The sequence below is a fragment of the Marinobacter sp. C2H3 genome (genome assembly GCF_037080155.1).
Taxonomy (GTDB): domain Bacteria; phylum Pseudomonadota; class Gammaproteobacteria; order Pseudomonadales; family Oleiphilaceae; genus Marinobacter.
On sequence record NZ_JBBBNZ010000002.1, the window covers coordinates 1 to 14,772 of the forward strand.

General features: G+C 61.6%; 16 protein-coding genes. 5 read left to right on the forward strand and 11 right to left on the reverse strand.

Translation table 11 applies throughout. The features are described 5' to 3' along the window. Nucleotides 1-181 precede the first annotated feature (181 nt). Nucleotides 182-640, forward strand: coding sequence for a hypothetical protein (locus V3388_RS05105; RefSeq protein WP_336366467.1), 459 nt, complete (start codon nucleotides 182-184; stop codon nucleotides 638-640). 94 nt (nucleotides 641-734) lie between these two features. Beyond that, entirely contained in the window at nucleotides 735-1,112 is a 378-nt protein-coding gene (locus tag V3388_RS05110; RefSeq protein WP_336366468.1) for a YkvA family protein, read from the forward strand. Nucleotides 1,113-1,422: 310 nt separating this feature from the next. Here V3388_RS05110 and V3388_RS05115 read toward each other — a convergent pair whose 3' ends face one another. The 4 genes from V3388_RS05115 to V3388_RS05130 form a co-directional block, all read right to left on the reverse strand. Beyond that, nucleotides 1,423-2,220: a site-specific integrase gene (locus V3388_RS05115; RefSeq protein WP_336366469.1), complete on the reverse strand. Its 798-nt coding sequence runs from the start codon at nucleotides 2,218-2,220 to the stop codon at nucleotides 1,423-1,425. A gap of 714 nt (nucleotides 2,221-2,934) precedes the next feature. After that, nucleotides 2,935-3,396: an RES family NAD+ phosphorylase gene (locus V3388_RS05120; protein WP_336366470.1), complete on the reverse strand. Its 462-nt coding sequence runs from the start codon at nucleotides 3,394-3,396 to the stop codon at nucleotides 2,935-2,937. Next, the gene (parS, locus tag V3388_RS05125) at nucleotides 3,393-3,896 is read right to left on the reverse strand and encodes a type II RES/Xre toxin-antitoxin system antitoxin (protein ID WP_336366471.1); all 504 of its coding nucleotides are present in this window, start codon (nucleotides 3,894-3,896) and stop codon (nucleotides 3,393-3,395) included. The genes V3388_RS05120 and parS overlap by 4 nt, the downstream gene beginning before the upstream one ends. Before the next feature lie 109 nt (nucleotides 3,897-4,005). Next, the gene (locus V3388_RS05130) at nucleotides 4,006-4,917 is read right to left on the reverse strand and encodes a LysR substrate-binding domain-containing protein (protein WP_336366472.1); all 912 of its coding nucleotides are present in this window, start codon (nucleotides 4,915-4,917) and stop codon (nucleotides 4,006-4,008) included. Between the two features lie 139 nt (nucleotides 4,918-5,056). Here V3388_RS05130 and V3388_RS05135 point away from each other — a divergent pair, with 139 nt between their 5' ends. Further along, a complete protein-coding gene (locus tag V3388_RS05135) occupies nucleotides 5,057-5,494 on the forward strand; it encodes a carboxymuconolactone decarboxylase family protein (RefSeq protein WP_336366473.1) in 438 nt (145 codons plus the stop codon). A gap of 77 nt (nucleotides 5,495-5,571) precedes the next feature. Here the strand turns inward: V3388_RS05135 and V3388_RS05140 are convergent, their stop codons facing one another. After that, nucleotides 5,572-6,030, reverse strand: coding sequence for an ATPase (locus tag V3388_RS05140; protein ID WP_336366474.1), 459 nt, complete (start codon nucleotides 6,028-6,030; stop codon nucleotides 5,572-5,574). 153 nt (nucleotides 6,031-6,183) lie between these two features. Between V3388_RS05140 and V3388_RS05145 the strand changes: the two genes are divergently transcribed. Beyond that, on the forward strand, nucleotides 6,184-7,098 hold the full coding sequence (locus V3388_RS05145; protein ID WP_336366475.1) for a pirin family protein: 915 nt from the start codon (nucleotides 6,184-6,186) through the stop codon (nucleotides 7,096-7,098). Nucleotides 7,099-7,172: 74 nt separating this feature from the next. Here the strand turns inward: V3388_RS05145 and V3388_RS05150 are convergent, their stop codons facing one another. The 4 genes from V3388_RS05150 to V3388_RS05165 all read right to left on the reverse strand — a co-directional run bounded on the left by V3388_RS05150 (nucleotide 7,173) and on the right by V3388_RS05165 (nucleotide 10,603). Further along, a complete protein-coding gene (locus tag V3388_RS05150) occupies nucleotides 7,173-8,447 on the reverse strand; it encodes an MFS transporter (protein WP_336366476.1) in 1,275 nt (424 codons plus the stop codon). A 54-nt stretch (nucleotides 8,448-8,501) separates the two neighbouring features. Beyond that, nucleotides 8,502-8,834 (reverse strand): tRNA-binding protein, encoded by a 333-nt coding sequence (locus tag V3388_RS05155; RefSeq protein WP_336366477.1) that lies wholly within the window; start codon nucleotides 8,832-8,834, stop codon nucleotides 8,502-8,504. Continuing rightward, entirely contained in the window at nucleotides 8,831-9,742 is a 912-nt protein-coding gene (gene yddG / locus V3388_RS05160; RefSeq protein WP_336366478.1) for an aromatic amino acid exporter YddG, read from the reverse strand. The genes V3388_RS05155 and yddG overlap by 4 nt, the downstream gene beginning before the upstream one ends. 129 nt (nucleotides 9,743-9,871) lie before the next feature. Next, entirely contained in the window at nucleotides 9,872-10,603 is a 732-nt protein-coding gene (locus V3388_RS05165) for an AraC family transcriptional regulator (protein ID WP_336366479.1), read from the reverse strand. On the opposite strand from V3388_RS05165, the gene V3388_RS05170 reads away from it, so the two are divergent. Beyond that, nucleotides 10,602-12,893 (forward strand): heavy metal translocating P-type ATPase, encoded by a 2,292-nt coding sequence (locus V3388_RS05170; protein ID WP_336366480.1) that lies wholly within the window; start codon nucleotides 10,602-10,604, stop codon nucleotides 12,891-12,893. The genes V3388_RS05165 and V3388_RS05170 overlap by 2 nt on opposite strands. Before the next feature lie 35 nt (nucleotides 12,894-12,928). Here the strand turns inward: V3388_RS05170 and modC are convergent, their stop codons facing one another. Next, nucleotides 12,929-14,065, reverse strand: coding sequence for a molybdenum ABC transporter ATP-binding protein (modC, locus tag V3388_RS05175; protein WP_336366481.1), 1,137 nt, complete (start codon nucleotides 14,063-14,065; stop codon nucleotides 12,929-12,931). After that, a complete protein-coding gene (gene modB, locus V3388_RS05180; RefSeq protein WP_336366482.1) occupies nucleotides 14,062-14,772 on the reverse strand; it encodes a molybdate ABC transporter permease subunit in 711 nt (236 codons plus the stop codon). Before modB ends, modC begins: the two co-directional genes overlap by 4 nt.

A 14,772-nucleotide genomic window follows, 5' to 3' on the forward strand; every position in this document is an offset into this window, starting at 1 on the left:
TGCTGCATGAAGGCCCCCAGCGGCCACTGGGGGTGGGCCTCAATTTACCCAAACACGGCAGAAATTATCCATACAAGCGCAGTCACAGCGATGGCTTTTACGTTGCGGCTTCGCCTCCACTACAAAGCCACGCGTGCTGCGGGCGTTATGAATACAAGGCCGGAGACAGGAGAAGGGATTCATGGCCACAGATTGGAAATTAGTTCGCAGGCTCGTTAATTCCGCGCTTGACGCCTGTGAAGCTTTAGATCAGCTAGAGATCAGGGACGAAGAGCGGAGCGCCACAATGCGAACGGTCGACGGACAGGAGGCGGGTACGGTATGGGACGCTTTGCAGAGTGCCCACACGGCCCCGGAGAATGTCCGTTATATGGTCATTCGCGGTCGCGGCCAGTTGGGCGATTCAGCCCCATTTGTTCAGCCAGTCAGCCGTGTTCTGCAGCAAGTGGGGTCGCTTGCCGCTGAGCTTGTTGGTGCGCAGCAATTACAGGTGCCAATAGAGGGCATTGATCCTTACGCACCAGGAAAGGAACAATCATTAGAATCAGCGATTGAAAACCTTTCGGCATGGTACGAAAGTTATTTAGTTTCAAATGTCGAGGGTGCCTTGGCCAGTGTGCGTGACAGCGATCATTCATAACCATGCCATTAAGTCTGTTACGGGCCGATGGCCCTCCACCGGACGCCCTTGTCAGGGCGCCGCTTATGGCTGGCGTTAGGTGTAAATGAAGTTGATGAACAAGGTGCAAGAGGCCGCAAAACGTATCAAGCAGGATGCGTTAACCGTTTACTTTGTCGCACGGAATCGCGATACACCAGTATTTGTCAGGCTTCTTGCACTCGCAATCGCAGCATACGCCATCAGCCCAATAGACCTGATTCCGGACTTTATCCCTGTCCTTGGCTTTTTGGATGACGTTATTCTTTTACCGCTGGGCATCATGCTTGTTATCAAGCTGACGCCGACTATGGTGATAGAGGCAAGCCGGGCGAAAGCGTCCGAAATGACTGCAAAGCCAGTCAGCTCCGTTGCAGCCGCTGTTGTTATTTTCGTATGGCTTTTGTGTGCGGGGGTTTTTGGTTACTGGCTGCTGGGTATCGTAAGCACCTAACCAATAGTTCCAGTTCGTTCCGGCTCTCGCGGGCCTCCACCGGACAGCCTTTTCTCCGCTTCGCTACGCAAAGGCTGCCGCTGAACAAATGCGTTAAAGGTCTCATCCGAATGTCCGCTTTGCGACCACACCGAACTTCACGCTTCAGTCTGCACCATGGCGATTTGCCATGACACTCGCCTTTGGTGGGCCAGATCCGTCATATGAGCCGATCTACAAGGGCAGGGTAGCTATCGGTCCTGCGCAGTGGACTTCAAGGGAAGCATGAACAGTAATAATGACTGGGCTTTAAAGTCTATTTGTTGCTGGACTAACCAACATAGTGGTACCCGGCATCCTGCAACGCCTCCTTCAGTGACTCCTCGGGAGGTTCTTCGTAAATGAGCGTGGTTGATGGTGACACATGGCCGGCGATTTTTTGCGCGACTTTAACTGACTTCTTTTGTTCATGAATGATATTCGTCATTAAAGTCCTCCGGCCACTGTGAGAGCTGGCTCGTTCAATACCTGCCCAATGCCTTTGCATGAGAGCAAAGTGTTCCTGGAGAGTATTGGGAGAATAGGGGCCTGCTTTTTGAGTCAAGAATAGGGGATCCGTCTTTTTCCCTGAGGGGTGCGCTGCCAGTCGGATCGCAAGGTGATTTTCTATAGCCGTTCTCAGGGCAACGTCATTCATCGGAAGATCGCGCGATTTACCACGATGTTTATTGACCTCCGGATAGAAATCTTCCGGTCGAATCTCCGCACCGGCTTTCGCCATGGTCTCGATTTGCCGTATGAGTTGGTCAAAATCATGAACACTAAAACTGATTCGACGCCGCTGGTATGTCGATTTGGATCGCTTCAACGCATCGGCACCCTTGGTATACGCCGCCGGCAACGCCAGGATTTCCTTCAGTTTGAACAAGCGCTGACCCGAAGTTTCGGGGCCGAGTTCGGCCACGTCCTTGATTTGAAGCAACGCAATTTCCTGCACCCGTAGCCCGAGTTTGAAGCTGATCTGAACCAGTGCGGTGTTCTTTTCCGGGTAGCGGTGCTCCTGAATCACATTCAACAGGTGGGCAAACTGTTCGGGCGTGAGGACGCGGGCCTGGCCGGTCTTGCTCATCGGGAAAGCTCCTGGAAGGCTGCATGAGGAGAAGGATAGGGCGCAAATAAAATCCGTAATAATGTTATTTTAACGGATTTTGGTCGTTCAGTGCGTAGTATCTCGGTCGGATGGATAATTAGGGCTTCCCAATTCATTGCCGGCGGGGTCCACCAATGACACATTGTAACTGTCGTTTCTTAATCTAGAAGATCGCAATGTCATCCATAGTTTCAACCGGGATTTCCACGATCAGCTGTTTGAAGACACCTGCGCGTCAGGTTTCTTTTGCTACCAAAAATTCCCTGGCGCCGATCAGCTCAAAGAATATGTTCTTGGCTATTCCTGGAAGTCGAGATGATAGCGTTTACGGCCTGTGATTGATGCCTTAGTACTCGTGGAGGGAGCTCTCCTCTGGAAGCTGCGCTTCTCACGACACTCGAATCGAGACTAGGGAGCGACCAAATTTTCGTCTCAAACGTTAACTGCAGCGCAGTCGGCAAGCCTCTAAATAGCAGCACATACGCTGAATTTAGTGTTTTGCGTGGAAATTTAGCGTTTTGTGTGGAGAAATTTAGTATTTTGCGTGGTCGTATATCGCTCCGTTGAATGAATCACTGACCTAACGTCCCGTTTTTCAGTGCGCATAATGTATATTATGTTAAATACGGTATAGACCGGCCTGAGGATCCCCATCCAAAATCACCATCACTGCGATCCTCACCAGCTTCCTTTTCACGCTCCCAGCCTCGAATCAAACTCAAACCTCACCTCGACCGCCCCATCAATCACCGCCTCTGCCTCCGGATGCTCCGGATTGAGCACCAGGTTAAATTCCTGCGGTACCACACACGATCGCACTGCCAGGGCCAGTGCGTCGCCGTCGATGAGGAAATCCGTTCCGATGGCCTGGGTGCGTGGCGAGGCTCTCGGGCTGTTCCAACCTTTTGGGTAGGCGTCGTCGGCCAGCACCAGGATCTGTTCATCGGGCACATCGATTTCGTATAGCAGATAGTCCTTTAGGCTGTCTTCTTCACCTAAATTCACCAGAATTTCCAGCTGGGCAAGCGCGATGCTTTCGGATAAATACACCGCCCGGTGCTTTGGGAAATTCCACCGGCCGCCGTACTGGCGCGCGCCAAACCCGGAAAACGCGGTGTCTTTGTGCTTTCGCTTGGCAATGCGATACGCCTTCATGCGTAAACGCCGTGCTCGAGCTGCCCGATCAGGTCCCGCACCATGCGGATGCCGGCTTCGGTATCCAGCAGATCGATGGGACACTGCTGTTCCAACGCGCGCGCGGGGCGTTTTAGCCAGCGTTGGGCTTTGGCCTGGTCGCCTTCGAACAGGTCGACAGCATCCTGCATGACCAGATGGAGTGTGGCCACCCTATCCAGTTCGGCTTTATTCACGGTGCCCTCTTCCCGACGGCGCGCCAGGGTGCGTGGCGAAATGCCCAACAAGGTGCACAAGGATGCGTCATCGATGTCGAAGAGGTCCTTGAGGGCGTCCAGTTCTTTCGCCTTGCCACCAAGGCGGATTTTCTTGACGCCCTGGAGGCCGGCAAAACCGGGCGGTCGAGCGGCTGAACCTTGACGCTTCGGAACGGAACGACCGGTATAGACACCTCTGACCTTGGCTTTCGCCGGGCCAAGGCGCTCATGCGCATCATCCGCTTTTTCAATGGTCGCAGACATAATCACCTCCTGCCATTTGGCAATTTAAGCTTACCACAATGGCAGCACTGAGGGTGAAATCCTGGTTTTCATGGGTCATCCCGAGTCGGGCCGCTGTTATCACAACCTTTTAAACGCCCCACGACTCGAGGGCACCCGGCAACTCCTCATAGAGATAATCCAACAGGGTTCGAACGGAGGGCAGCATGCCCCGCCGGGACACGAACAGAATGTGAATGCTTTCATCGGCCGTGCTCCACGGGGCGAAGAGCTGTTGTAGATGCCCCCGGTTGAGGCTGGATCTGACGATGCGTTCCGGAAGCATCGCGACCCCGACACCGCCCAAGGCCGCTTTGCACTGCGCCTGAAGATCCGTACACAGCAGGCGTGGCTGAACCTGCAACGTTTCGTTTGCCCCGTTGTGGTTGGTCAGTCTCCAACTTTGCTGCGGCCCGGCCGCCAAGCCGCCGATCCAGTCCCACTCGGCCAGCTCGTGCAGGGTTACGGGCTCGCCGCGCTTTTCCAGATACGCGGGACTCGCGACCAGGATGAAGCGGCCGCTACCGACTTCTCGGGCAATCAGCCCGGGTTCGTTCCGGGCGGCATTCCTGGCGCGAACCGCGATGTCGAAGCGTTCGTCGATCAGGTTGACGTTTCGGTCCGTCGCTTCCAGCTCGATGCGAACTTTGGGGTGCTTCACCATAAAGCGTGAGATCAGTTCAATAAGGTACAGCTGCGCCATGACCGCTGGGCAGGTTATCCGAACGGTGCCAACCGGCTCAGTGCGCAATTGGTGAACGGATTCGTGGGCGGCCTCCGCTTCCAGCAGCATCGCCGCGCAGTGGTCGTAGAAAATCTTGCCGGCATCGGTCAGGGCCAGTCGCCGGGTCGTTCGTTGCAGCAGCCTGACGCCGAGCGAGGCTTCCAGTTGCGCGACGCGCCGGCTGAGTTTTGATCGATGCACATGGCTGACCCGCTCGGCCGCCGTAAATCCGCCGTGTTGAACGATTAACGCGAAATACCGAAGGTCGTTCAGATCCACCTGATTATCCCATCCATACAACAATCTATTGCTGAATTGGCGTCTTATCGCTGATTGCTCATCATTCTATGCTGATTCCGAGTCAATCAGTAAGTACGTCGGGCACGAAGGTGCCCGCTCAATTCAAGAGGAATCGGACATGAGCCATCGAATCGACTTTTTCAAAGCGTGCCCCGGGGGCGTCAAGACCATGCTGGCCGTTGAGGAGTATGTGGCAACATCGACCATCGAGCGCCCGTTGGCGGAGTTGGTGAAATTACGGGCGTCCCAGATCAACGGCTGCGCCTATTGCGTGAACATGCACGTGCGAGACGCCCGCAAAGGCGGCGAGACGGCGCAACGGCTGGACACGCTGGTTGCCTGGCGGGAGACGCCCTTTTTTACCAAGCGGGAACGAGCGGCGCTGGCATGGACCGAGGCGCTGACGCTGGTGGCGACCACCCAGGCTCCCGACAGCGCGTATGAGGCCGCCCGCGCTGAGTTTTCTGATGCGGAATTGGCGGATCTCACGCTGTTGATCGGCGCCATCAACCTATGGAACCGGATCGCCGTTGGTTTCCGCAAGCCGCTGGACTGACGCTGTCGGAATCACGCCAGTCAGGCGGTGACGTTGCGGGCCATTCATTCGCGGTAATGACGGCCCGCTCACCAGCATCAAACGTCATCCATCCGTCCGATCTGCCGGGACAGGCGCATGGATTCGTTGGTTTCCATTTTCAGCAATGCGGACAACAGTTCCCGGGCCTCGGGAATTTCGGCTTTCTCCGAGAGGGATTTGTACAAGTCCATCACCTGTCGGTGATAGTCCATCACTTCCCGGTAAATGCCCTGGAAGTCCAGCTTGGCGTAGGGCTCGTCGCAGGTGCGATGGGTTTCGATCGGGTTGTGCTTGAGGTAGTCATACACGCGGGTTTCCAGGGTGTTGCGGGCACTTTGCCGCTCGAACTCGTCCACCATCCGCGCCATTTCGGCTTCATGGGTGGCGAGATATTCCAGCAGTGCCCGCGCCCTCTCCTCTTCGTGAACGGTAGCGCAGTGGCCCAGGCAGTTCGCCAGATGCTGGTGAAGATCCCGGGTCCAGTCGATCAGCTCGCCGAACGTTTTGATGTCCATATCCCCTCCCTGTAAAGAACCGGTTTCTCTCAATTGTCGCTGAAATGAGCGAAGGTGCCAGGTCTGGATTTCATTTACGTCAAATCCTGGACGAAAATAGGGCATTGGCGTTGAGATGGCCCCCAGCTGCATGACACAACAGGAGACACCCTCATGAGCAACCCGACCGACGAGCTGATCACCGATTGCGACACCCGCCACGCCGAAAACGCGGTGGATCTGTTGATCATCCCCCGCACCAAAAGCCTCGGCGGTTTCTCCGTTCGCCGGGTGCTGCCCACCCGGGAGCGGCAGATGGTGGGGCCCTGGACCTTTTTTGACCACATGGGGCCGGCCCACTTTCCCGCCGGCGAAGGCATCAACGTGCGCCCTCACCCGCACATCAACCTGGCGACGGTCACCTATCTGTTCGAGGGCGAAATCCTGCACCGGGATTCACTGGGCAGCGAGCAACCCATTCGGCCTGGGGACATCAACCTGATGGTGGCGGGCAAGGGTATTGTGCATTCGGAACGTGAGCGACCAGAGATCACCGCCACCGACCATACCCTGCATGGATTGCAGCTCTGGCTGGCCCTGCCGGAGGCCGCGGAGGAGATGGCGCCGGAGTTCCTGCATTACCCCAGCGAGACCATCCCGGCGCTGACCGTGGAGGGGGTGCCGGTGCGGGTGATTATGGGCAGCGCCTATGGCGTGACGTCACCGGTCCGCGTCTTTGCGGATACCCTCTACATAGAGGCCCACCTGCAGCCGGGCCAGCGTCTGGTGCTGCCGGTGACGGAAGAGCGCGCGATCTACCTGGCTCAGGGCGAGGTGAACGTGGGTGGAACGATGATTCCGGAGTTTGCCATGGCGGTGCTGGCCGGGGGCCAGACGGTGGAGGTAACGGCGGAACGGGAATGCCGCATTGCCGTGATCGGCGGGGAGCCGCTAGGGCGGCGGTTTATGGAGTGGAACTTCGTCTCAAGCCGGGCCGAGCGCCTGAAACAGGCACGGGAAGACTGGAAAGCCGGCCGCTTTCCCACCGTGCCTGGGGACGACAAGGAGTTTATCCCTTACCCGGGCTGACCGCCCTCACCTCGGCCGCGCTTCGCGGGGGCCGGCTGCTGTTAGCCTGTCGGTGCCGCCATGTCAGTGGTGGCTCAGGCGGCCACCGGTGCGGGCCGCTGGGCCCAGGGCATTTCTTTTACCGGCAGGTGAATGAGTGCGGAGAAAGCCCCGGCACCGACGCCAATCCACCACACCAGCGTGTAGCTGTGGTTGAGGTCGTACATCGCGCCGCCGAGCCACACCCCCAGGAATCCGCCGAGCTGGTGGGAGAAAAACACCAGGCCATACAGCGTGCCCATGTAACGCAGGCCGTAGATCTCAGCCACCAGCCCCGAGGTCAACGGTACGGTCGCCAGCCACAGCGACCCCATGGCGATGGAGAACAGCACCACGGATACCGGGGTGACCGGCAGCATGATGAACGCACCGGCCACCACCGTGCGCAACGCATACACCGTGGCAAGCAGGTATTTACGGGAATAGCGGTTGCCTAGCCACCCGGCCAGTAAAGTGCCGCCGATGTTGAAGAACCCGATGATGGCGATGGACGCCGCCCCCAGGCTGGCCCCGGAGGTAATGCCAATCGAGTACAGCAGGCTTCCCGGGGAGACCGTCCCACACACTTCCGTGATGAACGCCGGAAAGTGGGCGGTGATGAAGGCCAACTGATACCCACAGGAGAAAAAGCCAAAAAAGATGCAGAGAAACGAGGGATCGGTGACCGCCCGCTTCACCACGGTACGCATGTCATCTTCGCCCACGGCCGGCTTTTGCGGCAGCGGCGCCCGCATCATGAACAGGGCCAGCAAGGACACCACGATCAGGCCTGCGAACACCACAAACACCGATTGCCACGCCATCTGGCTCAGCAGGGCCTGGGCCAACGGCGGCCCAACGATCTGCCCGGCGGAACCGGCCGCCGTGGCCACACCCAGCGCCAGCGAACGGTGCTTATCCGACGTCGCGCGGCCCACTACGGCCAGGATCACGCCAAAGCCGGTGCCGGCAATGCCGAAGCCCACCAGAATCTCCAGCCACTGATGCTGCCCCGGCGTCGTCGCGAACGAGGACAGCACCAGCCCCACCACGTAGAAGGCAGCGCCGGCCAGAATCGCCCGGCGGTCGCCGTACCGCTCTGCAAAAGCCGCAAACAGCGGCTGGCCGATGCCCCAGAACAGGTTTTGCAGGGCAATGGCGAGGGAGAAGGACGCCCGGGGCCAGCCAAACTCGGTGGCAATGGGGAGCTGGAACAGGCCGAACGAGGCCCGGATCGCAAAACTCACCAGGATAATAATGCAGCCGGCAATCAGCACCGGGTGCATCAGGCGGTCGTACTGGGGGCCCTGCTGGGCGGCGGCGCTGGTCATGGGTGGTCAGGCTCGAAGCGTCATTGTCTCAGCCCACGTGGTCTGCATGGGCCATCAGCACAGGCGCGTGCCGTTGGGTACGGGGGCGTCCGGCGTTACCAGGGTGACACTGCCCTGCTCTGTGTGAACGCCGGTGACCAGGCATTCGGACATGAACGGGCCAATCTGCTTGGGCGGGAAGTTGGTCACGGCCAGCACCTGCTTTCCCACCAGCTCGTCTCTGGTGTACAGATGGGTAATCTGCGCGCTGGATTTTCGCACACCCACCTCGGGGCCGAAATCCACCTTAAGTTTATAGGCCGGGCGGCGGGCTTCCGGGAAATCTTCCGCCTCAATCACCGTGCCAATGCGCAGCTCCACCTGTTCAAAATCGTTCCAGGAAATCATAACCGGTTCTCCGTATGGGGTTCAGGGATTTTGGGCGCGGGCCGGGCTTTACCGGCAATCAGCGAGCCAATGACAATCAGGATGCTGGCGCCAATCACCGCGACGGTGGCCTGGCCATACCCGGCCAGCACCAGCAGCACCACGGAAATCAGCGGGGCGCTGTAAGCCAGAGTACCCAGCAACTGGATGTTGCCGTGCTTGACGCCATGATCCCAGGTAAAGAAGGCAATGCCCACCGGCCCGAGCCCCAAGCCGACCACGCCGATCCATTCGGTGAGATTGGCGGGCCAGACGGTCTGTTCCCAGAGCCGATGGCACACCAGCGCCAGCAGTGCCGTTACGCCGCAGAACCAGCCCACCGCGTCCGTCGGCACCGAGCGCACCAGGCGGCTGAGCACCGAATAGCTGGACCAGATCACGGCGCAGCCCAGGGCCACCAGGTAGCCATTCACGTAGGCCCATTGAAAGCCGTTGCTGTTGCGGCCTACCAGCAGCCAGCAGCCGGCCAGAGCCAGTACGGCACCGATCAAGTGCTGGGGCCGGAGTGATTCCCCCGGCAGCAGCGCCGAGAGAATCACAATGAGCAGCGGCCAGAGGTACGCCAGCAGGCTGACGTCCACCGGGGGCGCCAGGGTCATGGCGGTAAAATACGCCAGGTGATAGCCAAACAAGCCGCCCACGCCAATCACCCAGGCCTGCGGCGCCTGGCGCAGATAGCGCAGACCGCTTTCGCCCCGCAGCCACCAGCGCACCGCCATCAGGACAAAGGCAATGCCGAACGTCATGGCCATCAGCTGAAACTGGGGAATGTGTCCGCCGGTGAATTTGGTGAGCACCGCAAGCGTACCCCAGAGGACCACGGAAATGGCGCCGATGGCGGTCGCGGTGGCAACAGTGCTGCGGGCCATGAAAACTCCTGTGCGGGTTGGCTGACGGACACGACAATGAGGCCTCACAGTATATCCGGCCAGCCGCGATTTCCGGTGCGCAAATCGGCGGTGCTGATGCGGATTCCGGCGGAGGTTGCGGAGTGGGTTTTATCGAACGCTGCGCCGGAAATGCCCCGGGGGATGCCCGAAGTGCCGGCGGAAGCGATCACTGAACGTGGACATCGATTGGTAGCCCACCGCATCCGCCACCTGCTGGAGGCTGGCACCGGTTTGCTCGAGCATCTGCCGGGCCCGGGCCATTCGCCGCTCGGTAAGGTATTGATGGGGGGTAACGCCCAGCTGTTCCCGGAACAGCGCGTTGAGCTGGCGCACGCTCAGATGCGCAACCGACGCCAGTTCTGCGGCGGAGATGCTACGATGAAACTGATCGTCCAGGAGCTGTCTGGCGGCGGCAATGCGCCGATCCAGGCTGCGTGGGTTGCCGTAGCGCTCCTGCAGCAACTGGAGCAGCAGCTGCAGCATCTGGTGCTGGGTCGCGGCACCGGTTTCGGCGGTGGTCACCTGGGCATGGAGAAAACGCACGTAGTGGGCCAGGGCCGGATCCAGCGGCACAAAATACGGCAGCCGGTCCAGCGCCGGCGCCAGCGCCTCGGGAATATCGGCCACCAGGAAGCGGTTCTGGTCCGAGGCGGCAAACCCGTGATCCGAGCCAGAGGGAATCACACCGGCCTGCTGGCCGGACACCTCGCCGCCGGTGCCGTTCACTGACAGGTGCAATGTGCCGGCCACGGGCAGCACGAGTTGATGGTGACGATGGTCGTGGCGTTGGCCTTCGTCATTGTAGGTTCGCAGTTCCAGGGATAAGGTGGTGTCCGGCATGCGTCTATTATATTCACAAAACTCCCTTGTGTTCGCCCTTGGCTGCCTGGCTCTGGCCGCCGGCGGCGTTGCCTGGCTGGTAGGCAGGGCGCCGCTTGCTCAGTGGCTGTGGTTAGCCGGCACCCTGCCCGCGCTGCTCTCCGTTGTGGTTGATACGGTACGAACCCTTCGACGCCGCGATCTGGGTATCGACGTACTGGCGGTGATTGCCATGGCCGGAGCGCTGGCACTGGATCAGGCCCTGACGGCGGTGATCATCGCCGTGATGTTTGCCAGCGGCCGTGCCCTCGAGGGGTTTGCCCGGTTGCGCGCGCAGCGGGAGATGACTGCGCTGATCAACCGGGCGCCGCGCACCGCCCAGCGAATGGACGGCGGTTCGGTGGAGACGGTGCCGCTGGATGCCGTGGCCGCCGGCGATCGCCTGCTGGTCCGGGCCGGTGATGTGGTGCCGGTGGACGGGCTCATTGACTCCGCCTCGGTGGTGCTGGACGAGTCCGCCCTCACCGGCGAGTCTGTGCCGGTCACCCGCCGGCAGCATGAGACGGTATGCAGCGGTGTGGTGAACGCCGGGCCGCCGTTTGAAATGCGCGCCAGCACCACGGCGGCCGACAGCACCTACGCCGGCATCGTGCGTCTGGTCGCCTCGGCCCAGGCCAGCCGGGCGCCCGCCGCTCGAATGGCGGATCGTTATGCGGCCTGGTTCGTGCCCCTGAGCCTGGCCCTTGCGGGCATTGCCTGGGCCGCGAGCGGCGACCCGGTGCGAGCCCTCGCGGTGTTGGTGGTGGCCACCCCCTGCCCGCTGATTCTTGCCGTGCCCGTGGCCATCGTCTCTGCCATGTCCAGCTGCGCCCGCCGAGGCATTCTGATGAAAAACGCCGGCGCCCTGGAACACCTGGCCCGGGCGAAAACCCTGATTCTCGACAAGACCGGCACCCTCACCACCGGCCAGTCCGAGCTGGTGTCCGTTCGCAGTGAGGCCGGCAACACCCCGGAGCAACTGCTTACCCTGGCGGCTTCACTGGATCAGTATTCCGGTCACGTCATTGGCCAGGCAATTGTTGGCGCCGCCCGACGGCGAGGGCTGGCGCCGCTGCCAGCCAGCGACGTGCAGGAGCAAGGCGGCGCCGGAATGTCGGGGGTGGTCCAGGGCCAGCGGGTGCTCGTCGGCGCTTTGGACTACGTTCTTGACGGCCTCTCCGGCACCCCGGCCTGGCCGGAGAACTTTCTGCGGGGGGTGGCCGAGGAAGGCGGCAGCGCGGTGTTTGTGGCGGTGGATGGTGCGCTGGCCGGCGCCCTTCACTTGGCGGATCCGCTGCGGGTGGAGGCCCCACGGGCCTTACGGCGGCTCCGGCGTGACGGGCTGGAGCGGGTGGTGATGCTCACCGGGGACCACCATCAGATTGCCGAGGCCGTCGGCACCGCCCTGGACGTGGACGACGTGTTCGCCGAGCAGACCCCGGCGAACAAGCTAACAGTGGTTACCGCCGAGCAACAGCGGCAGATCACCGCCATGGTGGGGGATGGCATCAACGACGCGCCGGCCCTGGCGGCCGCGGACGTGGGCATTGCCATGGGCGCCCGGGGTGCCACCGCATCGGCGGAATCGGCGGATGTGGTGCTGTTGGTGGATCGTCTGGATCGGTTGGCCGATGCCCGCCACATGGCGGGCCACGGTCTGCGGATCGCCGGCCAGAGCGTGGCCGTCGGCATGGGCCTGTCCCTGGTGGCGATGGTAGCCGCAGCGCTGGGCTGGCTGACGCCGGTGCAGGGGGCCGTGCTGCAGGAACTGATTGATGTGGCGGTGATTCTCAATGCCCTACGGGCCCTGGCGCTCAAGCCGGAGCGGGGAACCCGGGCCCGGCTCAGCCAGGAGCAGTGGCAGCAACTGGAACAGGAGCATGAGGCCTTGCTGCCGATGCTGGACCGGCTTGCCAGCGTGGCCGACCGCCTGCCGGATTCCGGCAACCAGGCCGCCATGGATGACGTCCGCGCCCTCTACCGGGAGCTGACCGAAACGCTGTTGCCCCACGAACAGGCCGATGCCCGACAACTTTACCCAAAGATGGCCGACATGCTCGACGGAGACGATCCGCTGGCAACCCTCAGCCGAACCCATCAGGAGTTGTTTGCCCTGTGCCGCCGCCTTGGTGGGGTTCTGGCCAGTGTGCCCGAAGCGGCCGATGCGCCCACCGAGAGCGTGGCGGAGCTTCGCCGTCTGCTGTTTGGCCTGGCTACCCTGTGGCGGCTGCACTTCGCACAGGAGCGGGAGCTTTTCCAGTCGTTGGTCTGAGCGGACACGGAAACAGTAAAACGTCGTGACCGCCATCAGCGGACAATGGCCACCGATTTGATGTGTGCCCACACGGGCTGCCCGGTGTGCAGTCCAAGATGGTGAGCGGAGAACCGGGTGATCCTCGCCACCAGCGGCTGACCTGCTGCCCGAAGCCGAACCAGGGCCTGAGCGCCATCGGACGTTTCATAAATGGATTCAACAACAGCGGGTAAGTGATTGATGATGCTGGTTTGTTCAAATGGTTTCAGCGACAGGCTGACGTCCCGGGCCTGAATACGTACGCGCACCTCGCCGTCGGAAACACCGAGGCGACTCTCTGCTCCTTGCTGAATCCACAGATCACCCCCGGCGCAGGCCACCCGGCTCAGGTGCCATTCCGCCCGCTGCTCCACAATCGGCCCCTGCCAGACCACGCCCGTGTCTTCTCCTTCCGGCAGGGCAATATCCAGCCCGGACAGCACCTCGGCCACCGCGCCCTGCCCGACCACCCGGCCCTCGTTCATCGCCACCACCTGGTCCGCAAGCCGTGCCACCTCGGTGACCGAATGGCTGACGTACAGCACCGGCACGCCCGCCAGGTCTCGGATCTGCTCAATGTACGGCAGTATCTCTTCCTTGCGGGCGGCATCCAGCGCTGCCAGAGGCTCGTCCATCAGCAACAGCCGCGGCCGGGCCAGCAACGCCCGGGCGATGGCGACCCGCTGCCGCTCACCGCCGGACAGTTGCCCGGGCTTGCGGTCCAGCAGGGGCGCAATACCCATGCGATCAATAACGTCCTGCTCGCCCACGGCGCTCGCGTTGCCCGGTGATTCAGCCGCACCCGTACCCCGCCCAGAGGCCCGGCGAGCGGCATAGGCCAGGTTCTGCCGCGCCGTCAGATGCGGCAGTAGGCTGGCTTCCTGAAACACGTAGGCCAGCGGCCGTTTGTGGGTGGGCAGGCACACGCCCGGGCCCAGCCAGGTCTGGCCATTCACGTGCAGCTCACCGGTAGCGCCGGCTTCCAGGCCGGCAATGCAGCGCAGCAAGGTGGTTTTACCGGAACCGGACGGGCCAAAAATGGCGGTGACGCCCCGGCCCGGCAGGGAAAGATCGACGTTGAGGGCGAATCCGCCGGCCCGGGACAGGCCAAGGCGCACCGTGAGCGATTCCGGGGCGCGGGCATCGGTCATGAGCGGTGCTCCGGAACCGGGGCGGCGCCGGCGCCCCAGAGGCCGGCGCGCCGGCGAAAGCCATACAGCACCAGCAGGACCGCAAACGAGAGCACCACCATGACCGCCGAGAGGCCGTGAGCCTGGCCATAGGCCAGGGCTTCCACGTGGTCGTAGATCTGTACGGACACCACCCGGGTTTCCTCGGGTATGTTGCCGCCGATCATCAGCACCACACCGAACTCCCCCACGGTGTGAGCGAAGCCCAGCACGATGGCGGTGAGATACCCCGGACGGGCCAGGGGCAGAATCACGGTGAAAAATCGGTCCCAGGGGCCGGCGCCCAGGGTCGCCGCCACCTCCAAAGGCCGCTCGCCGATGGCTTCCATGGCGTTCTGCAGGGGCTGGACCACAAACGGGAGGGAGTAAATCACCGAGGCCAGCACCAGGCCCCAGAACGTAAACGCCAGCGTGCCGAGGCCCAGCGCCTGAGTCAGGCCGCCAACCGGGCCGTTGGGCCCCAGGGCAATGAGCAGGTAGAAGCCGAGTACCGTCGGAGGCAGTACCAGGGGCAGTGCGACCACCGCGCCCACCGGGCCCCGGAGCCAGGACCGGGTGCGCGCCAACCACCAGGCGATGGGAGTGCCAATCACCAGCAACATCAGGGTGACGACGGTGGCAAGACGGAGCGTCAGCCAGAGTGCGGACAGGTCGGCGTCGGTCAGCAC

Excerpts from the sequence above, each read along its gene's own strand:
- V3388_RS05145 (WP_336366475.1), top strand. The coding sequence starts at position 6,184 with ATGAGCAACCCGACCGACGAGCTGATCACCGATTGCGACACCCGCCAC.
- V3388_RS05120 (WP_336366470.1), bottom strand. The coding sequence starts at position 3,396 with ATGAAGGCGTATCGCATTGCCAAGCGAAAGCACAAAGACACCGCGTTT.
- V3388_RS05170 (WP_336366480.1), top strand. The coding sequence starts at position 10,602 with ATGCGTCTATTATATTCACAAAACTCCCTTGTGTTCGCCCTTGGCTGC.
- V3388_RS05110 (WP_336366468.1), top strand. The coding sequence starts at position 735 with ATGAACAAGGTGCAAGAGGCCGCAAAACGTATCAAGCAGGATGCGTTA.
- modC (WP_336366481.1), bottom strand. The coding sequence starts at position 14,065 with ATGACCGATGCCCGCGCCCCGGAATCGCTCACGGTGCGCCTTGGCCTG.
- yddG (WP_336366478.1), bottom strand. The coding sequence starts at position 9,742 with ATGGCCCGCAGCACTGTTGCCACCGCGACCGCCATCGGCGCCATTTCC.
- parS (WP_336366471.1), bottom strand. The coding sequence starts at position 3,896 with ATGTCTGCGACCATTGAAAAAGCGGATGATGCGCATGAGCGCCTTGGC.
- V3388_RS05165 (WP_336366479.1), bottom strand. The coding sequence starts at position 10,603 with ATGCCGGACACCACCTTATCCCTGGAACTGCGAACCTACAATGACGAA.
- V3388_RS05115 (WP_336366469.1), bottom strand. The coding sequence starts at position 2,220 with ATGAGCAAGACCGGCCAGGCCCGCGTCCTCACGCCCGAACAGTTTGCC.
- V3388_RS05155 (WP_336366477.1), bottom strand. The coding sequence starts at position 8,834 with ATGATTTCCTGGAACGATTTTGAACAGGTGGAGCTGCGCATTGGCACG.
- V3388_RS05140 (WP_336366474.1), bottom strand. The coding sequence starts at position 6,030 with ATGGACATCAAAACGTTCGGCGAGCTGATCGACTGGACCCGGGATCTT.
- V3388_RS05150 (WP_336366476.1), bottom strand. The coding sequence starts at position 8,447 with ATGACCAGCGCCGCCGCCCAGCAGGGCCCCCAGTACGACCGCCTGATG.
- V3388_RS05135 (WP_336366473.1), top strand. The coding sequence starts at position 5,057 with ATGAGCCATCGAATCGACTTTTTCAAAGCGTGCCCCGGGGGCGTCAAG.
- V3388_RS05105 (WP_336366467.1), top strand. The coding sequence starts at position 182 with ATGGCCACAGATTGGAAATTAGTTCGCAGGCTCGTTAATTCCGCGCTT.